This window comes from Sphingomonas baiyangensis (assembly GCF_005144715.1).
GTDB classification, from domain to species: Bacteria; Pseudomonadota; Alphaproteobacteria; order Sphingomonadales; family Sphingomonadaceae; genus Sphingomonas; species Sphingomonas baiyangensis.
On sequence record NZ_SWKR01000002.1, the window covers coordinates 339,141 to 361,397 of the forward strand.

A 22,257-nucleotide genomic window follows, 5' to 3' on the forward strand; every position below is an offset into this window, starting at 1 on the left:
GCGGCTCGTTCATCGTTGCGCAAGCGTGGCGCGGCGATGATGCCGCCCACGCGAAGGGAATTGCCAGATGCCGCATCCGCTGCCGTTATCGCTGCTCGCCTGCATGGCGCTCGCGATGCCGTCGCTCGCCGTCGCGCAGGACGATCCGCCCAAGCGGCTGCGCAACGTGCAGGTGATGGGCAACGAGCCCTGCCCCGAGGCGGCGCCCGATGAGATCCTGGTGTGCGGGCGGATCGATCCCGAAGAGCAGTTCCGCATCCCCAAGCAGTTCCGCGAGCCGCCGCCGAGCCCGGCGAACACCGCCTGGGCCGTGCGCGCCGAGCGGATGATGGACGACAATCGGATCGGGCTGCCCGATAGCTGCTCGCCCGTGGGCACCGGCGGACAGACGGGGTGTGCCGCGATGTTCAACAACAACTGGCGCGCGATGGCACGCGAGCAGCGCCGGCTCGACGCGCAGGTGCCGTAACCCGGCGCGACTTACTGCCCGAATTGTGGCTCGGCAGCGCGGGCGATGGCTTCTCGCGCGGCGGCAAACAGCGCGCCGGCCTTGGCTTCGCATTCGCGCTGCTCATAGGCGGGATCGCTGTCGGCCACGATGCCGGCACCCGCCTGCACGTGCATCACGCCGTCCTGCACCACCGCGGTGCGCAGCACGATGCACGAATCCATCGATCCGTCGGGCGAGAAATAGCCGACGCCGCCGGCATAGGCGCCGCGCCCCTCCGGCTCGAGCTCGGCGATGATCTGGCACGCGCGCACCTTGGGCGCGCCCGATACGGTGCCAGCGGGAAAGCCCGCGAACAAGGCGTCGATCGCGTCGCGACCCTCGGCAAGCCGGCCGGTGACGTTCGAGACGATGTGCATGACGTGACTGTAGAGCTCCACTGCGTAGCTGTCGGTCACCTGCACGCTGCCCGGCGCGCTGACGCGGCCGGCATCGTTGCGGCCGAGATCGAGCAGCATCAGATGCTCGGCGCGTTCCTTGGGATCGGCGAGCAGCCCCGCGCGATTGGCCTCGTCTGCGGCGGCATCGGCGCCGCGCGGGCGCGTGCCGGCGATGGGGCGCACTGTCACTTCGCCGTCGCGAACGCGCACGAGGATCTCGGGGCTCGATCCGGTGAGCGCGAAGCCCGGCAGGTCGAGGTGATAGAGGAAGGGCGAGGGGTTGATGCGGCGCAGCGCGCGGTAGAGCTCGAAGGGCGGCAGCGCGAAGGGCGCGGAGAAGCGCTGCGCGAGCACGACTTGGAAGATGTCGCCCGCGGCGATGTATGCCTTGGCGGCATCGACCATCGCGGCATAGTCGCCGCGCGCGAGCGCGGGTTGCGGCACTATCTCGGTCGGGTCGCCGCGAGTGGGTGCGGGCAGCGGCGCCGTGGCGAGACGGTGCGATACCGCCTCGATCCGCTCGCATGCCGTCTCGACGTCGCCGCCGGGCCATATGGGTGCGACGACGAACAGCGCATCGGCGAGCCGATCGAACACGAGAAGTACGGTGGGGCGCACGAAAATCATGTCGGGCATCGCCACGGCGCGCGGGCGGGGCGGCGGCAGACGCTCGACGAGGCCGATCGTCTCGTAGCCGAAATAGCCGACGAGGCAGGCAAGCGCGCGCGGCAGTTCGGGCGGCACGTCGCAGCGGCATGACACCACCAACGCGCGTAATGCATCGAGCGAGGGCGCGTCGGCGGGCGCGAACGCGTCGCGATCGGCGAGCCAGCGGGCGTTGATCTCGGCGGTATCGCCCGAAGCACGGAACACCAGATCGGGCGCGAGGCCGATCAGGCTATGGCGCCCGCGCACCGCGCCGCCCTCGACCGATTCGAGCAGGAAGTCGCCGCGGCCGGGTTCGATCAGCCGGAGCGCCGCCGATACCGGCGTCTCGGTATCGGCGAGCTGGCGACGCCAGACCAACGCGGGGCGGCCGGCGGCGAGCGCCGCGCGCGCCGCCGCCACGCCTTCGATCACGGCGCCTCGCCGGTGAGCGAGCCGCGTACACGCGCGACGGCATCGGCATCGCGCGTGACGCCCACCACGGCCTGCGCGGCGTTGGTGAACTGCTCGGCATATTCGCTGCCGACGACGCCGCCCAGGCCCGCGCGTGTCGCGTTGATGGCGTTGTCGTCCTTCGACGCGTCGCCGCGATCGATGCCGGTGACGGCGACGACGAACCAGCCACTGCGATCGGGCGCCTCGAGCAGCTTGGCGGTGCCTTCCTTCATCGAGAACATGAGCGCGACGGGCGGCGGCAGCTGTTGGCGGCGCGCGGCGAGATCGGCGCGCGACACGTCGATCGACTGGACAGGCGGCGCCTGGATACCCGCCGCGCCGATCGCCTGGCGCAGCGCGGTGCCGCGATTGACGTTGGCGATGACGCGATTGGCCTGCGTGCGCGCGGCCTGGCGCGCCTGATCGAGCCGATAGTCGCGCGCCACGGTCTCGCGGATCGAGGCTAGGGGGCGGGCGGCGGCGGGAACCACACGCTGGAGTGCGACGAGCGCGAAGCTGCCATCCTCGCCCATCGCGACGAGCTGCGGCGAATCGCCTTCCTCAGCGGCGAAGCCGGCTTCGGCGATACGCGCGATGGTGGGATCGGGCTCGGCGGGGCGATCGGGATCGAAGCCGCGCGCGGTGACGGGCGGGGTCTGGCGCGCCTCGAGCCGCGTCTCGGCGATCAGCTCGTCGAAGGTGGCGCCATCGGTGATGCCGGTATCGAGCCGGTCCTGCGTCGCGCCAATCGCTTCGGTCGCCTTGCGCTGGCGGACTTCGGCGGTCAGTTCCTCGCGCACTTCGGCAAGGCTGCGTGCCGGTGTCTGCGTGACGTCGCTTACGCGCAGCACGTGCCAGCCGAGCGGCGAGCGGACGGGGCCGGCGACCTCGCCTTCGCCCGCGGCGAACGCGGCGGCGGCGACGGCGGCGCTGGTGCGACCGGCCAGCGCCTCCTGCGACGCATCCTCGATCGTCGTCGGGACGAGCCCGGCGCCGCGCGCGGCATCGGCGATGCTCGTGCCGCCGCGCACCGCGGTGGCGATGCGGCGCGCGGCCGCCTCGTCGGCGACGATCACCTGATCGACCGAGCGGGCGGTGCTGGCGCCATAGCGCGCGGCGGCGGCGCGATAGGCTGCCTGCAGATCGGCATCGGTCACCTGCGTCGCGGCGGCGACGCTCTCGGGCGAGACGAGCGCGTAGCGCAGCACGCGGCGCTCGGGCAGCATGTAGCGCGAGCGGTTGCTGTTGTAGAATGCGGTAAGCTGCGCATCGCTGGGCGCGGCGGCGGCATCGGCGCGTGCGGGGACGAAGGCGATATCGGCCTGGCGGCGCTCGAGCAGCAGTGAGGCATAGGGCAGCGCATGCTGGCGCGCGACCTGGCTCGCACCGGTGGTGGGGGCCAGCAGCCACTGCGCGAAGATCTCGCGGCGAATGTCGTCGCGCAGCTGCTGCTGGGTGATCTGGTTGCTGGCAAGCGCGCGCTCGAACGTCGCCTGGTCGAACTGGCCGTTGAAGCCCTGGAAGGCGGGGATGCTCGCGATCCGCCCGTCGATCAGCGCCTTCGAGGCGACCATGCCCGATGCGTCGGCGAACTGCTCGAGCGCGACCGAGCCGATGACACGCGACAGCACGCCTTCGAGCCCGCCGGCGCCGACGAAGCTCGAAATGTCGAGATCGGGATTCTGCTCGCGCGCGGCGTTGAGCGCGATGCGCGTGCGCTCCTCGAGCTCGCGATCGGTAATCGCCGCATCGCCGACCGTCGCCACCGTCTGTCCCTGCGGGCCGCCGGTGGGCGCGACGTTCGACAGGTCGGTCAGCCCGAAGGCGAGCGCGATGATCGCCAGCACGCCGAGTGTGACGATGACGCCGATCCGCGAATTGGTGAGGCGGCGAATGAAGCTGAGCATGCGGAACCGATCTTCAGGGAAAATGCGCCGACGGCTTTAGGGCGCACCCTTCGCGCTTGCAACGATTCCGCTGGCGTTCGCGCAGGCGAGCTTCAGCGCAGCAGCTCGACTGCCATGGCCGTCGCCTCGCCACCACCGATGCACAACGAGGCAAGGCCGCGCCGCGCGCCCTTCGTCTCGAGCGCCGAGAGCATGGTGGCGAGGATGCGCGCGCCGGATGCGCCGATGGGGTGGCCCAGCGCGCACGCGCCGCCATGCACGTTGAGCACGTCATGCGGCAGCGAGAGGTCGCGCATCGCGATCATCGCGACGCAGGCGAACGCCTCGTTGACCTCGAACAGATCGACATCGCCGGCCTGCCAGCCCGCCTTCTCCAGCGCCTTGCGCATCGCGAACACCGGAGCGGTGGTGAAGCGCGCGGGCGCGTGCGCGTGGCCGGCATGCGCGACGACGCGGGCGACGGGATCGAGGCCGTATTTCTCGGCGACCGACATGCGCGTCATCACCAGCGCGGCGGCACCGTCGGAAATCGACGAGGCGTTGGCGGCGGTGATCGTGCCTTCCTTCGAAAAGGCGGGCTTGAGCGTGGGGATCTTGGCCACGTCACCGCGCGCGGGCTGCTCGTCGAGGCGGATCGTGTCGGTGCCCTTGCGCGTCGACACCTCAACCGGCACGATCTCGCGATCGAACGCGCCCGACTTTTGCGCGGCCTGCGCGCGCTCGAGGCTCCGGATCGCGAAATCGTCCTGCGCTGCGCGGGTGAACTGATATTCGGCCGCCGTCTCCTCGGCGAAGCTACCCATCAGCCGGCCGGGCTCATAGGCATCCTCGAGCCCGTCGAGATACATGTGATCCTTGAGCACGTCATGGCCGATGCGCGCACCGGCGCGGTGGCGCAGCGAGAGATAGGGCGCGTTGGTCATGCTCTCCATGCCGCCCGCGACGATGAGGTCGACCGAGCCGGCGGCCAGCGCCTCGGCCGCCATGATCGCGGCCTGCATCCCCGAGCCGCACATCTTGTTGACCGTCGTGGCCTCGACATGCTGCGGCAGGCCGGCGCCGATCGCCGCCTGGCGCGCGGGCGCCTGGCCGAGGCCGGCGGGCAGCGCGCAGCCCATGTAGATGCGCTCGATCGCCTCGCCCTTCAGCCCGGCGCGCTCGACCGCGCCGCCCACTGCCGCTGCGCCGAGCGCGGTTGCCGCCGCGCCCGACAGGGAGCCCTGGAAGCTGCCCATCGGCGTGCGGGCATAGCTGGCGATGACGACGGGGTCGGTGGCGGGCATTCGGGCATCCTCTCGCTTGGTTGCCGGCCATGTAGGCGGCGCGGCGGCGCTTGTCACCGCGCGGGCGATGCGCCAACGCTCGGGCGATGTCGGCGGCATGGGTCTGGCCGCTGTCGCTCGGGCTACTGGGGCTCGTGTTCGGCAGCTTCATCGCGACGCTGGCGATCCGCTGGCCGGCGGGGCGGTCGATCGCGCGCGGGCGCTCGGCGTGCGACGGCTGCGGGGCGACGCTGGGGCCGGGCGAACTGGTGCCGGTACTGAGCCATGTGATCCAGCGCGGGCGATGCCGCCATTGCGGCACGCCGATCGCGCACAGCCATCTCGCGATCGAACTGCTCGGCTGCGCGGTGGGGCTGGCGGCGGGCATTGCGGCGCCCGGCATCGAAGGGGCGGCGGGCGCGGTGTTCGGCTGGCTGCTGCTGGCGCTGGCGGCGACCGATGCGGTGGCGTTCTGGCTGCCCGACCGGCTGACCGCGACGCTGGCGCTGGCGGGCCTCGGCGCGGGGGCGCTGGGGCTGGGCGCGCCGCTTGGCGACCGGCTGATCGGCGCCGCGGCGGGGTTCGCGGTGCTGGCGCTGGCGGCAGCGGCGTACCGGCTGATGCGCGGGCGCACGGGGCTGGGCGGGGGCGACCCCAAATTGTTCGGCGCGATCGGGCTTTGGCTAGGCTGGCGCGCGCTGCCGGCGGTGCTGCTCGTGGCGGCGTTGCTGGGCATCGCCTGGGCGATGGCGCGGGCGATGCGTGCCGACGCGCGGCTGCCGCTCGGCACGCTGCTGGCGATCGCTGCATTCGGCTATTGGCTGGCGAGGCAATTGTCGCTTACACCGATGTAGATAAGGGAGAGCGGCGATGCGCGACATACTCGATCGGCAACGAAGCGCCTTCATGGCCGAGCTGCCCGTTTCCGCCGCGGTGCGCCGCGACCGGCTGAAGCGCGCGGCGGCAATGATCGTCGACAACCAGCAGCGCTTCTGCGACACGCTGAGCGAGGACTTCGGCCATCGCAGCCACGAACAGTCGCTGCTGACCGACATCGCCTCCTCGGTTTCGCCGATCCGCCACGCGACGAAGTCGCTCGATCGCTGGATGAAGCCCGATCGCAGGCCGGTGCTGTTCCCGCTGGGGCTGCTGGGCGCCAGGGCCTGGGTGGAATATCAGCCCAAGGGCGTGATCGGCATCATCGCGCCGTGGAATTTCCCCGTGAACCTGGTGATGAGCCCGCTTGCCGGCGTGCTTGCGGCGGGCAACCGGGCGATGGTAAAGACGAGCGAGTTCACGCCATGCGTTGCCGCCTTGTTCGAGGAACTGGGCGCAAGCTATTTCGACGAGAGCGAAGTCGCGTTCGTGTCGGGCGGGCCCGATGTCGGCAAGGCGTTCGCCGGCCTGCCCTTCGACCATCTGCTGTTCACCGGGGCGACGGGGATCGCCAAGCATATCCTCCACGCCGCCGCCGACAATCTGGTGCCCGTCACGCTCGAACTGGGCGGCAAGTCGCCGGTGATCGTGGGCGCCGGGGCCGACATGCGCCAGGCGACCGAGCGCGTCGTGCTGGGCAAGATGATGAACGCGGGGCAGATCTGCCTCGCGCCCGATTACATGCTGGTGCCCGCCGGTCGCGAGCAGGAGGCGATGGACGGCCTGCGCGCCGCAGCATCGGCGCTGTACCCCAGCCTCATCGACAATCCCGACTATACCGCGATCATCAACGACCGGCATCACCAGCGGCTGACCGACTGGATCGAGGACGCGCGCGCCAAGGGCGCGACGGTGGAAGTCGTGAACCCGGCCAACGAGGATTTTGGCGCCAGCAACGGCCGCAAGATGCCGTTGCACATCGTGCGTGATGCGACCGACGACATGACGGTGATGCAGGAGGAGATATTCGGCCCGGTGCTGCCCGTGCGCCGCTATCATGCGATCGATGACGCGATCGGCGAGGTGAACCGTCGCGACCGGCCGCTTGCGCTCTATCATTTCGGCACCGACGAGGCCGAGCGCCGCCGTGTGCTCGACCGGACGATCTCGGGCGGGGTGACGCTCGACGACGTGATCTTCCATGTCAGTCAGGAGGAGCTGCCCTTCGGCGGCATCGGTCCTTCGGGCATGGGCGCCTATCACGGCGAAGCAGGCTTCCGCACGTTCAGCCATGCGCGCAGCATCTACAAGCAGCCACGAATCGACGTGGCGAAGCTGGGAGGGCTCAAGCCGCCCTATGGCGCCGCGATCCGCAAGGCGGTCGCGCGGCAGATGAAGGGCTAAAGGCTGCGAACAGCGTCACGAACCAGTCCCGTTCGTGCTGAGCTTGTCGAAGCACCGTTCTCCTTTTCTCGCTCAGCAGAAAGACCGGCCCTTCGACAAGCTCAGGGCGAACGGGCGGGCACGATAGCGACCGCGCAGCCGACTAATCGCTAGGCGGCAGGCTCGATGCGGTATTCGATCGGCTTGAAGCTGCCGCCGTTCGAATCCTTCGCCGAACAGGCGGTGAGGCCGACGACTAGGTCCATCGCGGCGCGAAAGGCGATGTGGTCGCCGGCCTTGCTGATCGGCGGCAACACCTTGAAGCGACCCGTCTCGCCGTCGACGGGCACGTTCATGAAGCAGTTGAACGCGCTCGGGATGCGATCGGGCAGCACGCCATATGGTTCGAGCGCGGCGGCGAGGTTGCCGAAGCAGCCGCGATGCGGCGGCTCGTTCTCATAGCATATACGAAACGTATCGTAACTGCATGGTGTGAGCAGGAAATCATGCCGCCCGACGCTGTCCGACACGATATCGAGCATCACGTTCGACCGGTTCGAATAGAGTTTGTCGCCGGTGGTCAGATAGATGCGCTCGGCATAGTCGAAGCTGCGCCCCGAGGAGAGCACTTCGTCGATATCGTCGGCGTTGAACACCAGCAGGTCGGCGACCTGCTCGCCCATCGGATCGACGACCACGAGCGTCTCGCCCTTTGCCAGCCGGAATCCGGCGCCGCTGCGCGGCGCGATGCGGTGTTGTGCGGTCACTTGCCGCTCCCGCCATATGCGAAGGGCGGCGACCAGCCTTCGTCGACGACGCGGCCCGAATACTGCCGCGCCTCGCTCGCCTCGCCGTGGCGCGCGAGCATGGGGTTGCGGCTGCCCGCCAGCGCTTCGTCGCGCACCATGATCTTCTCGCGCATCGATTCGTACTTGCCGTCGGCGCGCAACGTTTCGAACTGGTCGTGCAGGTTGAACACCATCGCGGGTCGCGCGAAGCGGCGGGCGGGGCGGCTGGCGTGCGGGTGCAGCCCGACGATGAAAAACGCCTCGCCGCCGAAGCTTAGTGAGAAATGCGGGTTGGCCGGATCGGGGCTGACGCGCGCGTCATATTCCTGCCCGCGCCACACGTCCTTGTCCGACAGCGACTGGACGCGCGCCCACAGCGCCGCCTCGAAGCCGGCCTCGTCGAGCGTGCCCGGCCCTTCGAACACTACGGCGAAGCTGCGATACAGGCCCGGATCGTCTCGATAGGCGCTGGCGAAGTGCAGCAGGCCGTCATGGATGCGCACATCGTCCCACGCGCTGTCGATCGCGCGGCAGGCGAGTACCTGGAGCGTGCCGCGCGCCATCGCCGCCTTCGCGCCGACACAGGGGAAGGCGCGCGCATCGACGTGCGCGTACATCATCGCTTCGAGCGCGCCTTGCGCTTCGGATGCCCAGCTAAACATAGGTTAAGATCATATCGCCTTGGTAACAATCGGTTTTCGGCACTACGAACCGCAGCAAGGTACGGTTCCGCGCATAACGCGATAATCGACGGATGACGTGCCGCGCGGCGGGCGCTAGCGTCGCGCCATGTCACGCCTGCGCCTCGACGAATTCCTGCCCTACCGGCTCTCGATCGCGTCGAACCGCGTGTCGAGCATGGTGGCGACGACCTATCAGGCGATGTTCGGGCTGCGCATTCCCGAATGGCGGCTGGTGGCGGTGCTCGCCGAGGGCGACGGCATGACGCAGCACGCGCTGTGCGGGCGCACGCGGATGGACAAGGTGTCGGTCAGCCGCGCGGCGATCGCGCTCGCCGAGCGCGGGCTGGTCGAGCGATCGCCCAATCCGGGCGACCAGCGATCGCACCTGCTGCGCCTGAGTGCCGAGGGCCGCGCGCTCTACGATCAGGTGGCACCCAAGGCGATCGAGATCGAGGCCCGGCTGCTCGCGGCGTTCGAGCCCGGCGAGATCGAGCAGCTGCGCGTCATGCTGACGCGTCTCGAGGATGCCGCCGCGCAGATCGAGCCCGACCGGGGTTGATCGGCGCGGCGCGGCATGCTCAACCGCACGCGCCTCCCCGGGCCGTGACCGACCGACAGCCAAGGAGGAATCATGCCCGCCACCATCGATCGTGCCGGCCTCGCCGTCGCCGCGCCGCTCGCGCGCTTCGTCGAGGAGCGCGTGCTGCCCGATATCGGCATCGCGGCCGACGCCTTCTGGCAAGGTGCGGCCGACATCTTCGCGCGCTTTGCACCGCGCAACCGCGCGCTGCTCGCCGAGCGCGAACGCTTGCAGGCGGCGATCGACGAATGGCTCGGCGCGCGCGCGGGCACGCCGATCGACCCCGCCGAGCACGAGGCGTTTCTGCGCCGCATCGGCTATCTGGTCGACGAGCCCGGCGACTTCACCATCGATACCGCCAATGTCGATCCCGAGATCGCGCGCATGGCGGGGCCGCAACTGGTGGTCCCCGCGCTCAACGCGCGCTTCGTGCTCAACGCGGCGAACGCGCGCTGGGGCAGCCTGTACGACGCGCTCTACGGCACCGATGCGCTGCCCGGCGCGGCGGCTCTTGGCGGTTATGACGCCGAGCGAGGCACTGCCGTCATCGCGCGCGGCCGCGCGTTTCTCGATGAAGCGGTGCCGCTCGCCGACGGCAGCTGGCGCGACCATGTGCAGGGACCGATCGCGCTCGCCGATCCAACGCAGTTCGTCGGCCATGCCGGCGCCAACCTGCTGTTCCGCCACCATGGCCTGCATATCGAGGTGGTGATCGACCGCGATCACCCGATCGGCAGCGGCGACCAGGCGGGAATCGCCGACATCCTGCTCGAATCGGCGCTGACGACGATCGTCGATCTCGAGGATTCGGTCGCGGCGGTCGACGCCGACGACAAGGTGGCGGCCTATGGCAACTGGCTGGGGCTAATGCGCGGCGAGTTGGAGGAGCGCTTCGACAAGGGCGGCACCACCGTCCACCGCACGCTTTCGCCCGATCGCAGCTACACGCGCACCGACGGCGGCGAGCTCGTGCTGCCGGGGCGGGCGCTGCTGTTCGTACGCAATGTCGGCCATCTGATGACGACGCCCGCGATCCGCCTGCCCGATGGCGGCGAGGCGCCCGAAGGCATCCTCGATGCGATCGTCACCGCCGCGATCGCGCTGCACGACCTCAAGCGCGTCGGGCGGCTGGCGAACAGCCGGACGGGATCGGTCTATGTCGTCAAGCCCAAGATGCACGGGCCGACCGAATGCGCCTTTACCGACGAACTGTTCGATGCGGTCGAGGACATGCTGGGCATGGCGCGCCATACGATCAAGGTGGGCGTGATGGACGAGGAGCGGCGCACCTCGGCCAATCTGGCGGCATGCATCCATACCGTGCGCCACCGCATCGCCTTCATCAATACGGGCTTCCTCGATCGCACCGGCGACGAGATCCACACGGCGATGCGCGCCGGCGCGGTGATCCCCAAGGTCGAGATGAAGAAGGCCGACTGGATCGCCGCCTATGAGGATCGCAACGTGCTCATCGGGCTGCGGCACGGCCTTTCGGGGCGCGCGCAGATCGGCAAGGGCATGTGGGCGGCGCCCGATCGCATGGGCGCGATGCTCGCTGAAAAGGCGGCGCATCCGATGAGCGGCGCGAACACCGCCTGGGTGCCGTCGCCCACCGCGGCAACGTTGCACGCGCTGCATTATCATCAGGTCGATGTGGCGGCGCGGCAGCAGGCGCGCGCTGCCGAGCCGGTGCCGGGGCTCGACCGGCTGCTGGCGCTGCCGCTGGCGATGGGGCGCAACTGGTCGCGCGATGAAGTAGCGCGCGAGCTCGACAACAATGCGCAGGGCATATTGGGCTATGTCGTGCGCTGGATCGACCAGGGCGTGGGCTGCTCGAAGGTGCCCGATATCGACGATATCGGGCTGATGGAGGACCGCGCGACGCTGCGCATCTCGTCGCAGCTGCTCGCCAACTGGCTGGCGCACGGCGTGGCGAGCGAGGAGGAGGTCGAGGCCGCATTGCGGCGCATGGCCGCCAAGGTCGATGCGCAGAATGCCGGCGACCCGGCCTATCGCGCGATGGCCGACGATCCCGCGCACAATCTGGCGTTCCGCGCGGCGCGCGCGCTGGTGTTCGAAGGCGCGAGCCAGCCGAGCGGCTATACCGAGCCGCTGCTCCACCGCTTCCGCGCGCAGGCCAAGCAATCGAGCCAGGCCGGATTGTAGGCTCCGCGCCTACTGGCAAACGCCGAAACCGCTGATACAAGGCGCGGCATGACCACCGAACCCGTCGGGGATGTCGCTGCGGCGGGTCCGGCCATCGAAGCGAAGCGCGGCGTCCGCCCGCTGTTCGTCGTCGCGATCCTCACCGGATCGTTCCTGCTGTTCCTCGTCCAGCCGATGATCGCGCGCATGGCGCTGCCGCGGCTGGGCGGTGCGCCGGCGGTGTGGAACTCGGCGATGCTCGTCTATCAGGCGCTGCTGCTGGGCGGCTATGCCTATGCCCACTGGCTGGGCCGCGTGCCGCTCCGGCGACAGGCGCAGATCCATCTGGCGGTGCTGGCGATCGCCGCACTGTGGCTGCCGATCGGGCTGATGCAGGCCAATCCGCCGCCCGACGCCGAGCCGGCGGTCTGGGTGCCGTGGCTGCTCGGCGCCTCGATCGGACCTTTGTTCTTCGCGGTCGCCGCGCAGGCGCCGCTGCTCCAGCGCTGGTTCGCCGCCTCGGCCGAGGGCCAGAATCCCTATGCGCTCTATGCCGCATCGAACATCGGCAGCTTCGGCGGGCTGATCGCCTATCCGCTGCTCGTCGAGCCGGCGATGGCGCTGTCGCGGCAGAGCCTGTTGTGGAGCGCGGGCTATGCGCTGCTGTTCGCGCTGGTGGCGGCATGTGCATGGCGGCTGCCGCGCGGACAGGCGGCGATCATCGTCGAACGCCCGACCAGCGCGCGACCCTCCGCGGCTCGCGTGCTGCACTGGATCGCGCTTGCGCTGGTGCCCTCGGGGCTGATGCTCGCTACCTCGACCTTCCTCACTACCGATATCGTCGCGGTGCCGCTTTTGTGGGTGCTGCCGCTCGGCCTCTATCTGCTCAGTTTCTCGGTGGCGTTCGCCACGCGGCGGGGCGTGGCTGATGCGATCACGCTGTTCGCGCCCGTCACCATCCTGATGTTCGGCGGCGTGATGATCGCCGGGCAGCACGAATATCCCTTCCTCAACGCGCTGATGGCGCTGGCGCTGTTGTTCATGGTGGCGGTCGCGCTGCACACGCAGATGTACCGGCTGCGGCCCGAGCCCGACCGGCTTACGGGCTTCTATCTCGCCATGTCGGTGGGTGGCGCGCTGGGCGGCGTGTTCGCCGCTTTGCTGGCGCCGGTGCTGTTCGACTGGACCTATGAATATCCCATCCTGATCCTCGCGGCAGGGCTGCTGGCGCCGCGCGCCTTCCTGATCGAGGTGATCGGGCGGTGGTGGCAGGGCGATCGGTTCGCGCTGGCGACGCGGACGATGCTGGTCGCCGCGGTGACGGCGCTGCTCGTCTATATCGGCCTGTTCGACCCGCAGGGCTGGCTGGGCGCGCGGCACCAGAACCTGGCGTTCCTCGCGCTCGGCGTCGTAGGTATCGCTACCATCGGCACGCGCATTCCCTATGCGATCGTGCTTGCGGGGGCGTTGTTCCTGTTCGGCGGCTATGGCGCGCTGCAGGTCACGCTGCAGGGAGATACGCGCACGCGCAGCTATTTCGGCGTCTATACCATTCGCGACTATCCCGAGAGCGGCACGCGCACGCTGGCACATGGCACCACGCTGCACGGCGTGCAGTTCACCGGCGATGCGGCGACGCGCCGCCAGCCCACCAGCTACTATATGCCGCGATCGGGCGTGGGTGTGGCCTTGGGCGCGGCCGACGATCTCTACGGGCCCAATGCGCGCATCGGCGCGGTGGGGCTGGGGACGGGGACGCTCGCCTGCTATGCGCGACCGGGCCAGCGGTGGCGCTTCTACGAGATCGACCCGACGGTGATCGCGATCGCGCGCGACAGCGGCAAGTTCAGCTTCCTCGCCGATTGCCTGCCCGATGCCGATATCGTGCTCGGCGACGCGCGCCTGTCGCTCGCGGCGCAGGCGCCCGGCAGCCTCGACCTGCTCGCGCTCGACGCCTTCTCGTCGGATGCGGTGCCGATGCACCTGATGACGCGCGAGGCGTTCCAAACCTATGGCCGCGTCCTGACGCCGCGCGGACTGCTGCTGGTGCACATCTCGAATCGCTTCATGGATCTGGAGCCGGTGGTGACGGCGACGGCGGGCCGCGGCTGGCTGGCGGCGAAGCTCAGCTACGCGCCGGGCCTTGGCGACAATGCCGAAGCGACGGTATCCGACTGGATCGCGCTGACGCGCGACCCCGAGGTGCTCGCCGAGCTGATCGCCGGCGGCGAGAACTGGCAGATGCTGCGTGGGCGCGACGATCTGGAGGCGTGGACCGACGATTACGCCTCGATCATGCCGGTGCTGCGCAATCCCTTCGCGAGCGTCGCCGGCGACTAACGCGGCGTCAGGCCGGCGCGAGGCTGCGTTCGATCGCCGCGATGCGCTCGATCTGCGCGGCGACTGCGGCGCGCTGGGCGCTGAGCAGGCGATCGAGCGCGGGGTAGGCGGGCTGACCCGAAAGCGCGCGATCGGTCGCCAGCTTCTCGGTATCGCCGAGCACGGCGGCGGTTGCGCTGCGCAGCGTGTCGAGCTCGGCGAGCGCGACCTGCGCCTCGATCCACGGCTCGCTGCCCGCTGCGGCGCCGGCGGCGCGCGTGGCGAGCGTCTGCGCGCGCGCGGACGCGGCGTCGAAGGTCCGCACCGCCTCGGCCAGTGCCGCCTGCTGCTCGCCGATCTTCAACTCGAGCGCGGGATCGGGCGCGCTCTCGCGCACCGGCCGCACCGGATCGGCGAAGCTCGTCTTCTCGATCGCGCGCGGCAGCAGCGAGGGATAGCGGTCGTCGGGCGCCGAACAGCCCGCCGTGGCAAGCAGAAGCAGCAGCGCGGCAGGGGCAGGGGCAGGGAAGGGGTGTCGCATCGCCCTTGCCTATGCGCGCAAATTATCGTGCGCAACGGGGTTGCCATGCCTGCGAACGCCTTCTATGTGCCCACCTCCAATGCGCGCCCGTAGCTCAGCTGGATAGAGCATCAGACTACGAATCTGAGGGTCGGACGTTCGAATCGTTCCGGGCGCGCCACTTTTTCCCCGTACCGACCGGCGGCATCGCGCCGCCTCGTCAGCGGCGGCCAAACAGCTTCTCGATATCGCCGTGCGCCAGCTTCACCCAGGTGGGGCGGCCGTGATTGCACTGGCCCGAATGCGGCGTCGCTTCCATCTCGCGCAGCAGCGCGTTCATCTCGGCGACCGACAGCACGCGACCGGCGCGCACCGAGCTGTGGCAGGCCATCGTCGCGGCGACGTGATCGAGCCGCTCGGCAAGCGCCAGCGCCTCGTCATGCGCGGCGAGATCGTCGGCCAGATCGCGTACCAGGCCGGCCGCATCGCTCTGGCCGAGCATCGCGGGCGTCGCGCGCACCAGCATCGCCTGCGGGCCGAAGCGTTCGAGTTCGAGCCCCATCGCGGTCAATTCGTCGAGACGCGCCTCGAGCCGGTCGCAAGCCGGCTCGTCGAGTTCGACGACCTCGGGCAACAGCAGCGCCTGGCGCGGCGCGCCGCCTGCGGCCAGCGCGCGCCGCATCCGTTCGAGCACGAGGCGTTCGTGCGCGGCGTGTTGGTCGACGAGTATCAGCCCGTCCTCGGCCTCGGCGACGATATAGGTGCGCGCCACCTGCCCGCGCGCGGCGCCGAGCGGATGCGCGGTGGTGCCGGGGGCGGGATCGTGCGCGGCCTCGGCGCGCGCAAGCGGGGGGGCGGCGGCGAAGGTCGGGCGACGGTCGGCGACGTGATCGGCAGCGCCGGGCTCGCGACCGCTCCACCAGCTTTCAGCCGGCGGTTCCGGGGCGACGGGCGAGAGGGGCTCCGCCTGCCACATCGCCAGCGTGTCGGCGGTGGGGCGCGCGCTGCGATGGCCGGCGGCATCGAGCGCGCGCCTGAGGCCGCTCACGATCGTGCCCCGCACCATCGCGGGATCGCGGAAGCGCACCTCGGTCTTGGCGGGGTGGACGTTGACGTCGACCTGATCGGCATCGACATCGAGGAACAGCGCGACGACGGCATGGCGATCGCGTGCGAGCATTTCGGAATAGGCGCCGCGGATCGCGCCGGTCAGCAGCCGGTCGCGTACCGGGCGGCCGTTGACGAACAGATATTGATGATCGGCGATGCCGCGATTGAAGGTCGGCAGCCCGGCGATGCCGCCGAGCACCAGCCCCTCGCGCGCGATGTAGATCGGCACGGCATTGTCGATAAGCGCGCGGTCAGTGAGCGCGGCAACGCGATCGGGCCGCGCCTCGCCCGGCTGGACGTTGAGGCTGCGCCGCCCGTCATGCTCGAGCGTGAAGCCGATATCGGGACGCGCCATCGCGAGGCGCCGCACTGCATCGAGGCAGGCGGCATATTCGGCGCGCGGCGTGCGCAGGAACTTGCGCCGGGCGGGCACGCGCGCGAACAGCGCCTCGACGATGACGCGCGTGCCCGGCGGCAGCGCGGCGGGGCCTTCGCCGGCAGGCATGCCGTTGTCGATCACCAGCCGCCAGCCGCTGTCGGCGTCGCGCGGTCGGCTCTCGATCGTCATCGTCGCGACGCTGGCGATCGAGGGCAACGCTTCGCCGCGAAAACCGAGCGTCGTAACGCCTTGTATCTCGCCCGAATCCCACAGCGATTCGGGCAGTTTGGAGGTTGCGTGCCGTTCGAGCGCCAGATGCATGGCCTCGGGCGCCATACCGCAGCCGTCGTCGATCACCTCGATGCGCTCGATCCCGCCGCCCGAAAGCCGCACGACGATACGCGAAGCACCTGAATCGATTGCGTTTTCCACTAGCTCCTTGAGCGCCGATGCGGGGCGCTCGACCACCTCACCCGCGGCGATGCGGTTGACGAGATGCGAGGGGAGGCGGCGTATTGACATGGGGGGCGCTGTAGCCCAAGCGGCGGCATCCCGCGACCCGCATCCGCCACCGAACCGGAGCTGGCCTTTCCAGTCACCGGCGGGTCCGGCTAAACCTGTGTGCGATACGCCGCGTGCCTGAGCGCCGCGGCAAGGGACGGATGGTCGATGGTATTCTCGCGCTTCTTCAAGTTCATGTCGCACGATATGGCGATCGACCTCGGCACGGCGAACACCGTCGTCTATGTCCGTGGCCGCGGCGTCGTGCTCAACGAGCCGTCGGTGGTGGCGGTCGAGACGCTCAACGGCGTCAAGCGCGTGAAGGCCGTGGGCGACGATGCCAAGCTGATGATGGGCAAGACCCCCGGCTCGATCGAGGCGATCCGGCCGCTGCGCGATGGCGTGATCGCCGACATCGACGTCGCCGAGCAGATGATAAAGCACTTCATCGACAAGGTGCATGGCCGCCGCCGCAGCCCGTTCAACTTCCAGCAGATCGTCATCTGCGTACCGTCGGGCTCGACCTCGGTCGAGCGGCGCGCGATCCGTGACGCCGCCTCGAATGCCGGCGCCAGCCAGGTATTCCTGATCGAGGAGCCCATGGCCGCCGCGATCGGTGCCGACATGCCCGTGACCGAGCCGATCGGCAGCATGGTCGTCGATATCGGCGGCGGCACCACCGAAGTCGCGGTGCTCTCGCTGCGTGGGCTTGCCTATTCGACGAGCGTGCGCGTCGGCGGCGACAAGATGGACGAGGCGATCGTCAGCTATGTGCGCCGCAACCATAATCTGCTGATCGGCGAGGCGACCGCCGAGCGCATCAAGCAGGAAGTCGGCTGTGCCAAGCCGCCCGCTGACGGCATCGGTGCGACGATCCACATCAAGGGTCGCGATCTCGTCAACGGCGTGCCCAAAGAAATCCAGATCAACCAGGGCCAGATCGCCGAAGCGCTGAGCGAGCCCGTCGGCACGATCGTTGAGGGCGTGCGCATCGCGCTCGAGAACACCGCACCCGAGCTTGCGGCCGATATCGTCGATCAGGGCATCGTGCTCACCGGCGGCGGCGCGCTGTTGCAGGGCATCGACGAGGTGCTGCGCGACGAGACGGGGCTGCCCGTCACGATCGCCGAGGACCCGCTGACCTGCGTGGCGCTCGGCACCGGGCGCGCGCTTGAGGATCCGATCTTCCGCGGCGTGTTGCTCGCGGTCTGACGAAGGCGATCGACAAAGGCAGGGGTTAGCCGCATGGCGCCGCAGCGAAATCGGCGCCCGGGCTTTTCGCGGCGGGCGCAATATGTGCTGTTCCTCGGCTATGTCGCCGCGGCGCTGGGGGCGCTCGTCGGCGCGGTGCTGCTGATCCTCTCGACCTTCGACCCGCCGGCCTATGCCGTGGCGCGCGGCGCGCTGCGCGAGCTGACGACGCCCGTGTCGTCGGGGCTGCACTGGGTGCGGCGCGGGCTTGCCTCGATCCCCGAGGGCGTCGGCGACTATTTCGGCGTGGTCGGAGAGAACCAGAGGCTGCGCGCCGATATCGAGCGCCATCGCGGCACCGTGGCGCGCGCGCGGCAGCTGGTGGTCGAGAATGCGCGGCTGCGCCGGCTGCTGGCGGTGCGCGACCGCGCGACCGAGACGGTGGCGGTGGCGCGGCTGGTGAGCGCCAGCGCGTCGAGCACGCGGCGCTATGCGACGCTCAACGCGGGCCATTGGCAGAATGTGCGCAGCGGCTATCCGGTGCGCGGGCCCGAGGGGCTGATCGGCCGCGTCGTCGAGACGAGCCCCAATACCGCGCGCGTGCTGCTCACCTCCGATCCCGAGAGCGTCGTGCCCGTACGCCGCACGCGCGACGGCGCGCCCGCAATCGCCGCGGGGCGCGGTGACGGGCTGGTCGACATCCGATCGGCAAGCGTCGCCAACCTGGCGTTCCGGGCCGGCGACCTGTTCGTGACGTCGGGGGCAGGGGGGCTGTATCCGCCGGGCATTCCGGTGGCGCGTGCCGCCGCCGACAGCCGCGATGCGGCGCAGGCGCGGCTGCTGGCCTCGCCCGATGCGCTCGATTTCGCGATCGTCCATCGCCCCTATCTGCCCGCGCCGACACCCCCGCCGCCTCCGCAGGCTGCAGCCGAATGAACGAGCCGTTGCGCACCGGCTTCGTCGAGCCCGAGGCGCCGCTGCGCGCCAAGCGGCTGGCGCCGCTGATGGTGATGGCCGGATCGCTCGTGACGCTGCTGCCCGGCGTCGCCACGGTGCCGTGGCTGCCGCCCTTCGGCCTGATGCTGCTGATCGCCTGGCGGCTGCTGCGCACCGACTTGCTGCGCATCTGGGCGGCGGCCCCGCTCGGCCTGTTCGACGATCTGGTGAGCGGTCAGCCGATCGGCAGCGCGACGATGCTGTGGACGATGTGCATCCTCGCGATCGACATGCTAGACACCCGCCTTGTGTGGCGTGATTTCTGGCAGGACTGGCTTCTTGCAACCGGTGCCATCGGCTTCTGCCTGATCGCCGGGCGGCTGGTCGCATCGCCGCTCTCGGCGCATGTCGATACCGCGCTGGTGCTCCAGATCGCGCTCTCCGCCTCGGCCTATCCGCTGATCGCGCGGATGTGCGCGGCGATCGACCTGAAGGCGCGCGCATGAGTGGGCCGGTGCGCATCGTCAGCGAGGCTGCGCAGACCTTCAGCTTCTCGCGCCGCGCCGCGATGCTGGGCGCGGGGCAGGCGGGCATCGGGCTGCTGCTCGCGGGCCGGATGGGCTGGCTCGCCGTCGCCGAGAACGAACGCTACAGCCTGCTTGCCGAGAGCAACCGCGTGAACCTGACGCTGATCCCGCCACGCCGCGGCTGGATCGTCGACCGGCAGGGACGGCCGATCGCCAACAACCGCACCGACTTTCGCATCGACCTGATCCCCGAGCGTATCGAGGATGCCGAACAGGTGCTGCTGCGGCTGACGCGGCTGCTCTCACTCGAACCCGACCAGGTCGAGCGCGTCCGTCGCGACCTGAAGGACGCGCGCGGCTTCACGCCGGTGGTGGTGGCCGAGAATCTCGATTGGGAGCGCTACGCCTCGGTCGTGGTGCGCCAGCCCGAGCTGCCGGGCGTGGCGCCGAGCCAGGGCTATGCCCGCAACTATCCCGCCGGCGCCGCCGTCGCGCATCTGATCGGTTATGTCGGCGCCGCCTCGGCCGAGCAATATCAGGAAGTGAAGGATCCGCTCTACCTCGCGCCGGGCTTCAAGCTCGGCAAGGACGGGATGGAGAAGTCGCTCGAGGAGCGGCTGCGCGGGCGGCCCGGCGCCAAGCGCGTCGAGGTGACGGCGCGCGGACGCCCGGTGCGCGACCTCGAGACGCGGCGCGACGTGCCCGGCGCGACGACGCGGCTCACCATCCATGCCGGCTTGCAGGAATATGCCGCGCGCCGGCTCGGCGACGAATCGGGCGCGGCGGTCGTCATCGACTGCAACGACGGCGGCATCCTCGCCATGGCGTCGATGCCCGCCTACGACCCCAACGCCTTTTCGGACGGCATCGGCCAGCTCGAATGGGGGATGCTGCGCGACGACGATCATCTGCCGCTGGTCAACAAGTCGGTGCAGGGCCTCTATCCGCCGGGCTCGACCTTCAAGCCCGCCACCGCCACCGCGCTGCTGGCGGCGGGCGTCGACCCCGAGCGCGTCGTCTATTGCGGCGGCGGCTATCAGCTCGGTAATCGGCGTTTCGGCTGCCTCGGCCGGCACGGGCCGATGAACCTGCACCGCGCGATCGCGCGCAGCTGCAACACCTATTTCTACGCGATGGGTCGCGAGATCGGCATCGAGCGCATCGCCGCCGCCGCGCGCGCGCTGGGGCTGGGCGCCGAATATCCGCTGCCGATCCCCTCGCAGCGCTACGGCACCGTGCCCGACGCGGTGTGGAAGGAGCGCAAATACGACCAGCAATGGACGCAGGCCGACACGCTCAACACCTCGATCGGTCAGGGCTATCTGCTCACCAGCCCGTTGCAGCTGGCGGTGATGGCGTCGCGTATCGCATCGGGCCGCGCGCTGGTGCCGCGACTGCTGGCCGACGCGCCGGTCGTCGGCCCCTCGCTCGGCGTAAGCGCCGAGGATCTGGCGCGCGTGCGTGCGGGGATGGACGAGGTGGTGAACGGCGCGGGCACCGCGGTGCGCAGCCGTCTTCAAGTCGAAGGCGTGCGGATGGGCGGCAAGACGGGCACCGCGCAGGTTCGCCGCATCGCCGGTGGCGCGCGCGGCGGGCTGAACGTGCCCTGGAAATATCGCGATCACGGCCTGTTTGTGTGCTTCGCGCCCGTCGACAATCCGCGCTACGCCGCGGCCGTCGTGATCGAGCACGGCATGTCGGGATCGGGTGCGGCGGCGCCCGTGGCGCGCGATATCCTGACCTATCTCTATGATCGCCCGAAGGCGCTCGAATCGCTGGCGGCACTCGAGAAGGGCTGGGGCGGCGACCTGCGTACGCGTATGGCGGCGAAGGAAGCGGCCTATCGGCAGGCGAAGCTTGCGCCCGACCCCGCCGCGACCCCGACGCCGGTCGCCGCAACTACGGCCCAGGCGGCTGGCGAATGAGGATCGGCGAACTCGTCCCCGCGCCGCTGACGCGGCTTCCCTGGCACATGCTCGTGCTGCTGTGCGCGATTGGCGGGTTCGGCGTGGTGGTGCTCTATTCGGCCGCGGGCGGCAGCCTGACGCCCTGGGCCTATAGCCAGGCGCTGCGCTTCGGCGTGTTCCTGTGCATGGCGCTGGTGTTGTCGTACGTGCCCGCGCATGTCTGGGGGCGCGTCGCGCTGCCGGGCTATGCGATCACGCTCGTCGCGCTGCTGCTCGTCGAACTGCTCGGCGCCGTGCGTGGCGGCAGTCAGCGATGGCTCGACCTCGGCATCATCCGGTTGCAGCCTTCGGAGTTCATGAAGCCGTTCATCGTGCTCGCCTGCGCCAAATTCTACGATCTGCTGCCACCTAACGAGACGCGGCGCCTGGGCGGGCTGTGGCCGGCGGCGCTGCTGATCGCGATGCCGGCGGGGCTGGTGATGCTCCAGCCCGATCTCGGCACCGCGCTGATGATTACCGGCGGCGGCCTGACGATCATGTTCCTGGCGGGCGTGCCGCTGCGGCTGTTCATCGGCGGCGCGCTGGCGTTCGCGCTGTTCGTGCCGCTCGCGGTCAATTTTCTGCTGCACGAATATCAGCGCAACCGCGTGCTCATCTTCCTCGATCCCGAAAGCGACCCGCTGGGAACGGGCTATCACATCAGCCAGTCGAAGATCGCGATCGGATCAGGCGGGCTGTTCGGCAAGGGTTTCGGCAACGGCAGCCAGGTGCATCTCGACTATCTCCCCGAAGGCCATACCGACTTCGTCTTCGCGACGATGGCCGAGGAATGGGGGCTGGTGGGCGGCCTGTTGCTGATCCTCGCCTTCATGCTGCTCATCCGCTGGGGCATGGGCGTGGCGCAGCGCGCACCGAACCGCTTCGCCCGGCTGGCAGCCGCGGGGCTGGCGACGACGATCTTCTTCTACGTCGCGATCAACCTGATGATGGTGATGGGGCTGGCGCCGGTGGTGGGCATTCCGCTGCCGCTGGTGAGCTTCGGCGGATCGGCGCAGATGACGACGCTGATCTGCATCGGCATCCTGATGTCGATCGATCGCGCCGCCACCCGCCAGCCGCGCTGGTAGAGGCGCCGCGACTGCAATTTCCGCTGCCGCGCAGTTTTTCGCCGCGGGGGTGTTGCCAACCCCCAAACCCGATGCTAACCGCGCCCCTCCCGACGGGAACCGGCGCTTGGCCGCTCCCTTCCGGCAC

The 22,257-nt window shown here is 69.8% G+C and carries 18 protein-coding genes and 1 tRNA gene; 12 read left to right on the forward strand and 7 right to left on the reverse strand.

What is annotated here, in order from left to right:
* Positions 1 to 67: 67 nt before the first annotated feature.
* Positions 68 to 469 (forward strand): hypothetical protein, encoded by a 402-nt coding sequence (locus tag FBR43_RS04685; RefSeq protein WP_136942074.1) that lies wholly within the window; start codon positions 68 to 70, stop codon positions 467 to 469.
* 11 nt (positions 470 to 480) lie between these two features.
* Here FBR43_RS04685 and FBR43_RS04690 read toward each other — a convergent pair whose 3' ends face one another.
* The 3 genes from FBR43_RS04690 to FBR43_RS04700 all read right to left on the reverse strand — a co-directional run bounded on the left by FBR43_RS04690 (position 481) and on the right by FBR43_RS04700 (position 5,179).
* Positions 481 to 1,968, reverse strand: coding sequence for an anthranilate synthase component I family protein (locus FBR43_RS04690; RefSeq protein ID WP_136942075.1), 1,488 nt, complete (start codon positions 1,966 to 1,968; stop codon positions 481 to 483).
* The gene (locus FBR43_RS04695) at positions 1,965 to 3,896 is read right to left on the reverse strand and encodes a peptidylprolyl isomerase (protein WP_136942076.1); all 1,932 of its coding nucleotides are present in this window, start codon (positions 3,894 to 3,896) and stop codon (positions 1,965 to 1,967) included. The genes FBR43_RS04690 and FBR43_RS04695 overlap by 4 nt, the downstream gene beginning before the upstream one ends.
* A gap of 92 nt (positions 3,897 to 3,988) precedes the next feature.
* Positions 3,989 to 5,179, reverse strand: a complete 1,191-nt coding sequence (locus FBR43_RS04700; RefSeq protein ID WP_136942077.1) for an acetyl-CoA C-acyltransferase — start codon at positions 5,177 to 5,179, stop codon at positions 3,989 to 3,991.
* Positions 5,180 to 5,265: 86 nt separating this feature from the next.
* Here FBR43_RS04700 and FBR43_RS04705 point away from each other — a divergent pair, with 86 nt between their 5' ends.
* Together FBR43_RS04705 and FBR43_RS04710 are read left to right on the forward strand one after the other, a co-directional pair.
* Positions 5,266 to 6,012 carry a prepilin peptidase gene (locus FBR43_RS04705; RefSeq protein WP_136942078.1) on the forward strand — a complete coding sequence of 249 codons (747 nt, stop codon included), beginning with the start codon at positions 5,266 to 5,268 and terminating at the stop codon, positions 6,010 to 6,012.
* Positions 6,013 to 6,028: 16 nt separating this feature from the next.
* Positions 6,029 to 7,438, forward strand: coding sequence for a coniferyl aldehyde dehydrogenase (locus tag FBR43_RS04710; RefSeq protein WP_136942079.1), 1,410 nt, complete (start codon positions 6,029 to 6,031; stop codon positions 7,436 to 7,438).
* Between the two features lie 149 nt (positions 7,439 to 7,587).
* Here the strand turns inward: FBR43_RS04710 and FBR43_RS04715 are convergent, their stop codons facing one another.
* A complete protein-coding gene (locus FBR43_RS04715; protein WP_136942080.1) occupies positions 7,588 to 8,184 on the reverse strand; it encodes a DUF1989 domain-containing protein in 597 nt (198 codons plus the stop codon).
* Positions 8,181 to 8,867 carry a guanitoxin biosynthesis heme-dependent pre-guanitoxin N-hydroxylase GntA gene (gene gntA, locus FBR43_RS04720; RefSeq protein ID WP_136942081.1) on the reverse strand — a complete coding sequence of 229 codons (687 nt, stop codon included), beginning with the start codon at positions 8,865 to 8,867 and terminating at the stop codon, positions 8,181 to 8,183. The genes FBR43_RS04715 and gntA overlap by 4 nt, the downstream gene beginning before the upstream one ends.
* 127 nt (positions 8,868 to 8,994) lie before the next feature.
* On the opposite strand from gntA, the gene FBR43_RS04725 reads away from it, so the two are divergent.
* From FBR43_RS04725 to FBR43_RS04735, 3 genes are all read left to right on the forward strand, one after another.
* Entirely contained in the window at positions 8,995 to 9,447 is a 453-nt protein-coding gene (locus FBR43_RS04725) for a MarR family winged helix-turn-helix transcriptional regulator (protein ID WP_136942082.1), read from the forward strand.
* A gap of 72 nt (positions 9,448 to 9,519) precedes the next feature.
* The gene (locus FBR43_RS04730) at positions 9,520 to 11,634 is read left to right on the forward strand and encodes a malate synthase G (protein WP_136942083.1); all 2,115 of its coding nucleotides are present in this window, start codon (positions 9,520 to 9,522) and stop codon (positions 11,632 to 11,634) included.
* 48 nt (positions 11,635 to 11,682) lie between these two features.
* Positions 11,683 to 13,953, forward strand: a complete 2,271-nt coding sequence (locus tag FBR43_RS04735) for a spermidine synthase (protein WP_169542494.1) — start codon at positions 11,683 to 11,685, stop codon at positions 13,951 to 13,953.
* Between the two features lie 7 nt (positions 13,954 to 13,960).
* Here the strand turns inward: FBR43_RS04735 and FBR43_RS04740 are convergent, their stop codons facing one another.
* Positions 13,961 to 14,473 carry a hypothetical protein gene (locus FBR43_RS04740; protein ID WP_136942084.1) on the reverse strand — a complete coding sequence of 171 codons (513 nt, stop codon included), beginning with the start codon at positions 14,471 to 14,473 and terminating at the stop codon, positions 13,961 to 13,963.
* 83 nt (positions 14,474 to 14,556) lie between these two features.
* On the opposite strand from FBR43_RS04740, the gene FBR43_RS04745 reads away from it, so the two are divergent.
* Positions 14,557 to 14,633: transfer RNA gene (locus FBR43_RS04745), tRNA-Arg, on the forward strand.
* Positions 14,634 to 14,672: 39 nt separating this feature from the next.
* On the opposite strand, the gene mutL is transcribed toward FBR43_RS04745, so the two are convergent.
* On the reverse strand, positions 14,673 to 16,463 hold the full coding sequence (mutL, locus tag FBR43_RS04750; RefSeq protein WP_136942085.1) for a DNA mismatch repair endonuclease MutL: 1,791 nt from the start codon (positions 16,461 to 16,463) through the stop codon (positions 14,673 to 14,675).
* A 147-nt stretch (positions 16,464 to 16,610) separates the two neighbouring features.
* Here mutL and FBR43_RS04755 point away from each other — a divergent pair, with 147 nt between their 5' ends.
* Genes FBR43_RS04755 through rodA form a run of 5 tightly spaced genes read left to right on the forward strand, consistent with a single transcriptional unit; the run spans position 16,611 to position 22,130 of the window.
* Positions 16,611 to 17,654, forward strand: a complete 1,044-nt coding sequence (locus FBR43_RS04755) for a rod shape-determining protein (RefSeq protein WP_136942086.1) — start codon at positions 16,611 to 16,613, stop codon at positions 17,652 to 17,654.
* 33 nt (positions 17,655 to 17,687) lie between these two features.
* Entirely contained in the window at positions 17,688 to 18,569 is an 882-nt protein-coding gene (mreC, locus tag FBR43_RS04760; protein ID WP_136942087.1) for a rod shape-determining protein MreC, read from the forward strand.
* Complete coding sequence (locus FBR43_RS04765) at positions 18,566 to 19,075, forward strand: rod shape-determining protein MreD (protein WP_136942088.1); 510 nt, start codon at positions 18,566 to 18,568, stop codon at positions 19,073 to 19,075. The genes mreC and FBR43_RS04765 overlap by 4 nt, the downstream gene beginning before the upstream one ends.
* Positions 19,072 to 21,021, forward strand: a complete 1,950-nt coding sequence (gene mrdA, locus FBR43_RS04770) for a penicillin-binding protein 2 (protein ID WP_136942089.1) — start codon at positions 19,072 to 19,074, stop codon at positions 21,019 to 21,021. The genes FBR43_RS04765 and mrdA overlap by 4 nt, the downstream gene beginning before the upstream one ends.
* Complete coding sequence (gene rodA, locus FBR43_RS04775) at positions 21,018 to 22,130, forward strand: rod shape-determining protein RodA (protein WP_136942090.1); 1,113 nt, start codon at positions 21,018 to 21,020, stop codon at positions 22,128 to 22,130. The genes mrdA and rodA overlap by 4 nt, the downstream gene beginning before the upstream one ends.
* Positions 22,131 to 22,257: the final 127 nt, after the last annotated feature.

Bases quoted from the DNA above. Each gene is read 5' to 3' on its own strand.
- mrdA (WP_136942089.1), top strand. From the start codon at position 19,072: ATGAGTGGGCCGGTGCGCATCGTCAGCGAGGCTGCGCAGACCTTCAGC.
- FBR43_RS04730 (WP_136942083.1), top strand. From the start codon at position 9,520: ATGCCCGCCACCATCGATCGTGCCGGCCTCGCCGTCGCCGCGCCGCTC.
- FBR43_RS04700 (WP_136942077.1), bottom strand. From the start codon at position 5,179: ATGCCCGCCACCGACCCCGTCGTCATCGCCAGCTATGCCCGCACGCCG.
- rodA (WP_136942090.1), top strand. From the start codon at position 21,018: ATGAGGATCGGCGAACTCGTCCCCGCGCCGCTGACGCGGCTTCCCTGG.
- FBR43_RS04740 (WP_136942084.1), bottom strand. From the start codon at position 14,473: ATGCGACACCCCTTCCCTGCCCCTGCCCCTGCCGCGCTGCTGCTTCTG.
- FBR43_RS04710 (WP_136942079.1), top strand. From the start codon at position 6,029: ATGCGCGACATACTCGATCGGCAACGAAGCGCCTTCATGGCCGAGCTG.
- FBR43_RS04735 (WP_169542494.1), top strand. From the start codon at position 11,683: ATGACCACCGAACCCGTCGGGGATGTCGCTGCGGCGGGTCCGGCCATC.
- mreC (WP_136942087.1), top strand. From the start codon at position 17,688: ATGGCGCCGCAGCGAAATCGGCGCCCGGGCTTTTCGCGGCGGGCGCAA.
- FBR43_RS04755 (WP_136942086.1), top strand. From the start codon at position 16,611: ATGGTATTCTCGCGCTTCTTCAAGTTCATGTCGCACGATATGGCGATC.
- FBR43_RS04765 (WP_136942088.1), top strand. From the start codon at position 18,566: ATGAACGAGCCGTTGCGCACCGGCTTCGTCGAGCCCGAGGCGCCGCTG.
- FBR43_RS04695 (WP_136942076.1), bottom strand. From the start codon at position 3,896: ATGCTCAGCTTCATTCGCCGCCTCACCAATTCGCGGATCGGCGTCATC.
- gntA (WP_136942081.1), bottom strand. From the start codon at position 8,867: ATGTTTAGCTGGGCATCCGAAGCGCAAGGCGCGCTCGAAGCGATGATG.
- FBR43_RS04725 (WP_136942082.1), top strand. From the start codon at position 8,995: ATGTCACGCCTGCGCCTCGACGAATTCCTGCCCTACCGGCTCTCGATC.
- FBR43_RS04705 (WP_136942078.1), top strand. From the start codon at position 5,266: ATGTCGGCGGCATGGGTCTGGCCGCTGTCGCTCGGGCTACTGGGGCTC.
- mutL (WP_136942085.1), bottom strand. From the start codon at position 16,463: ATGTCAATACGCCGCCTCCCCTCGCATCTCGTCAACCGCATCGCCGCG.
- FBR43_RS04685 (WP_136942074.1), top strand. From the start codon at position 68: ATGCCGCATCCGCTGCCGTTATCGCTGCTCGCCTGCATGGCGCTCGCG.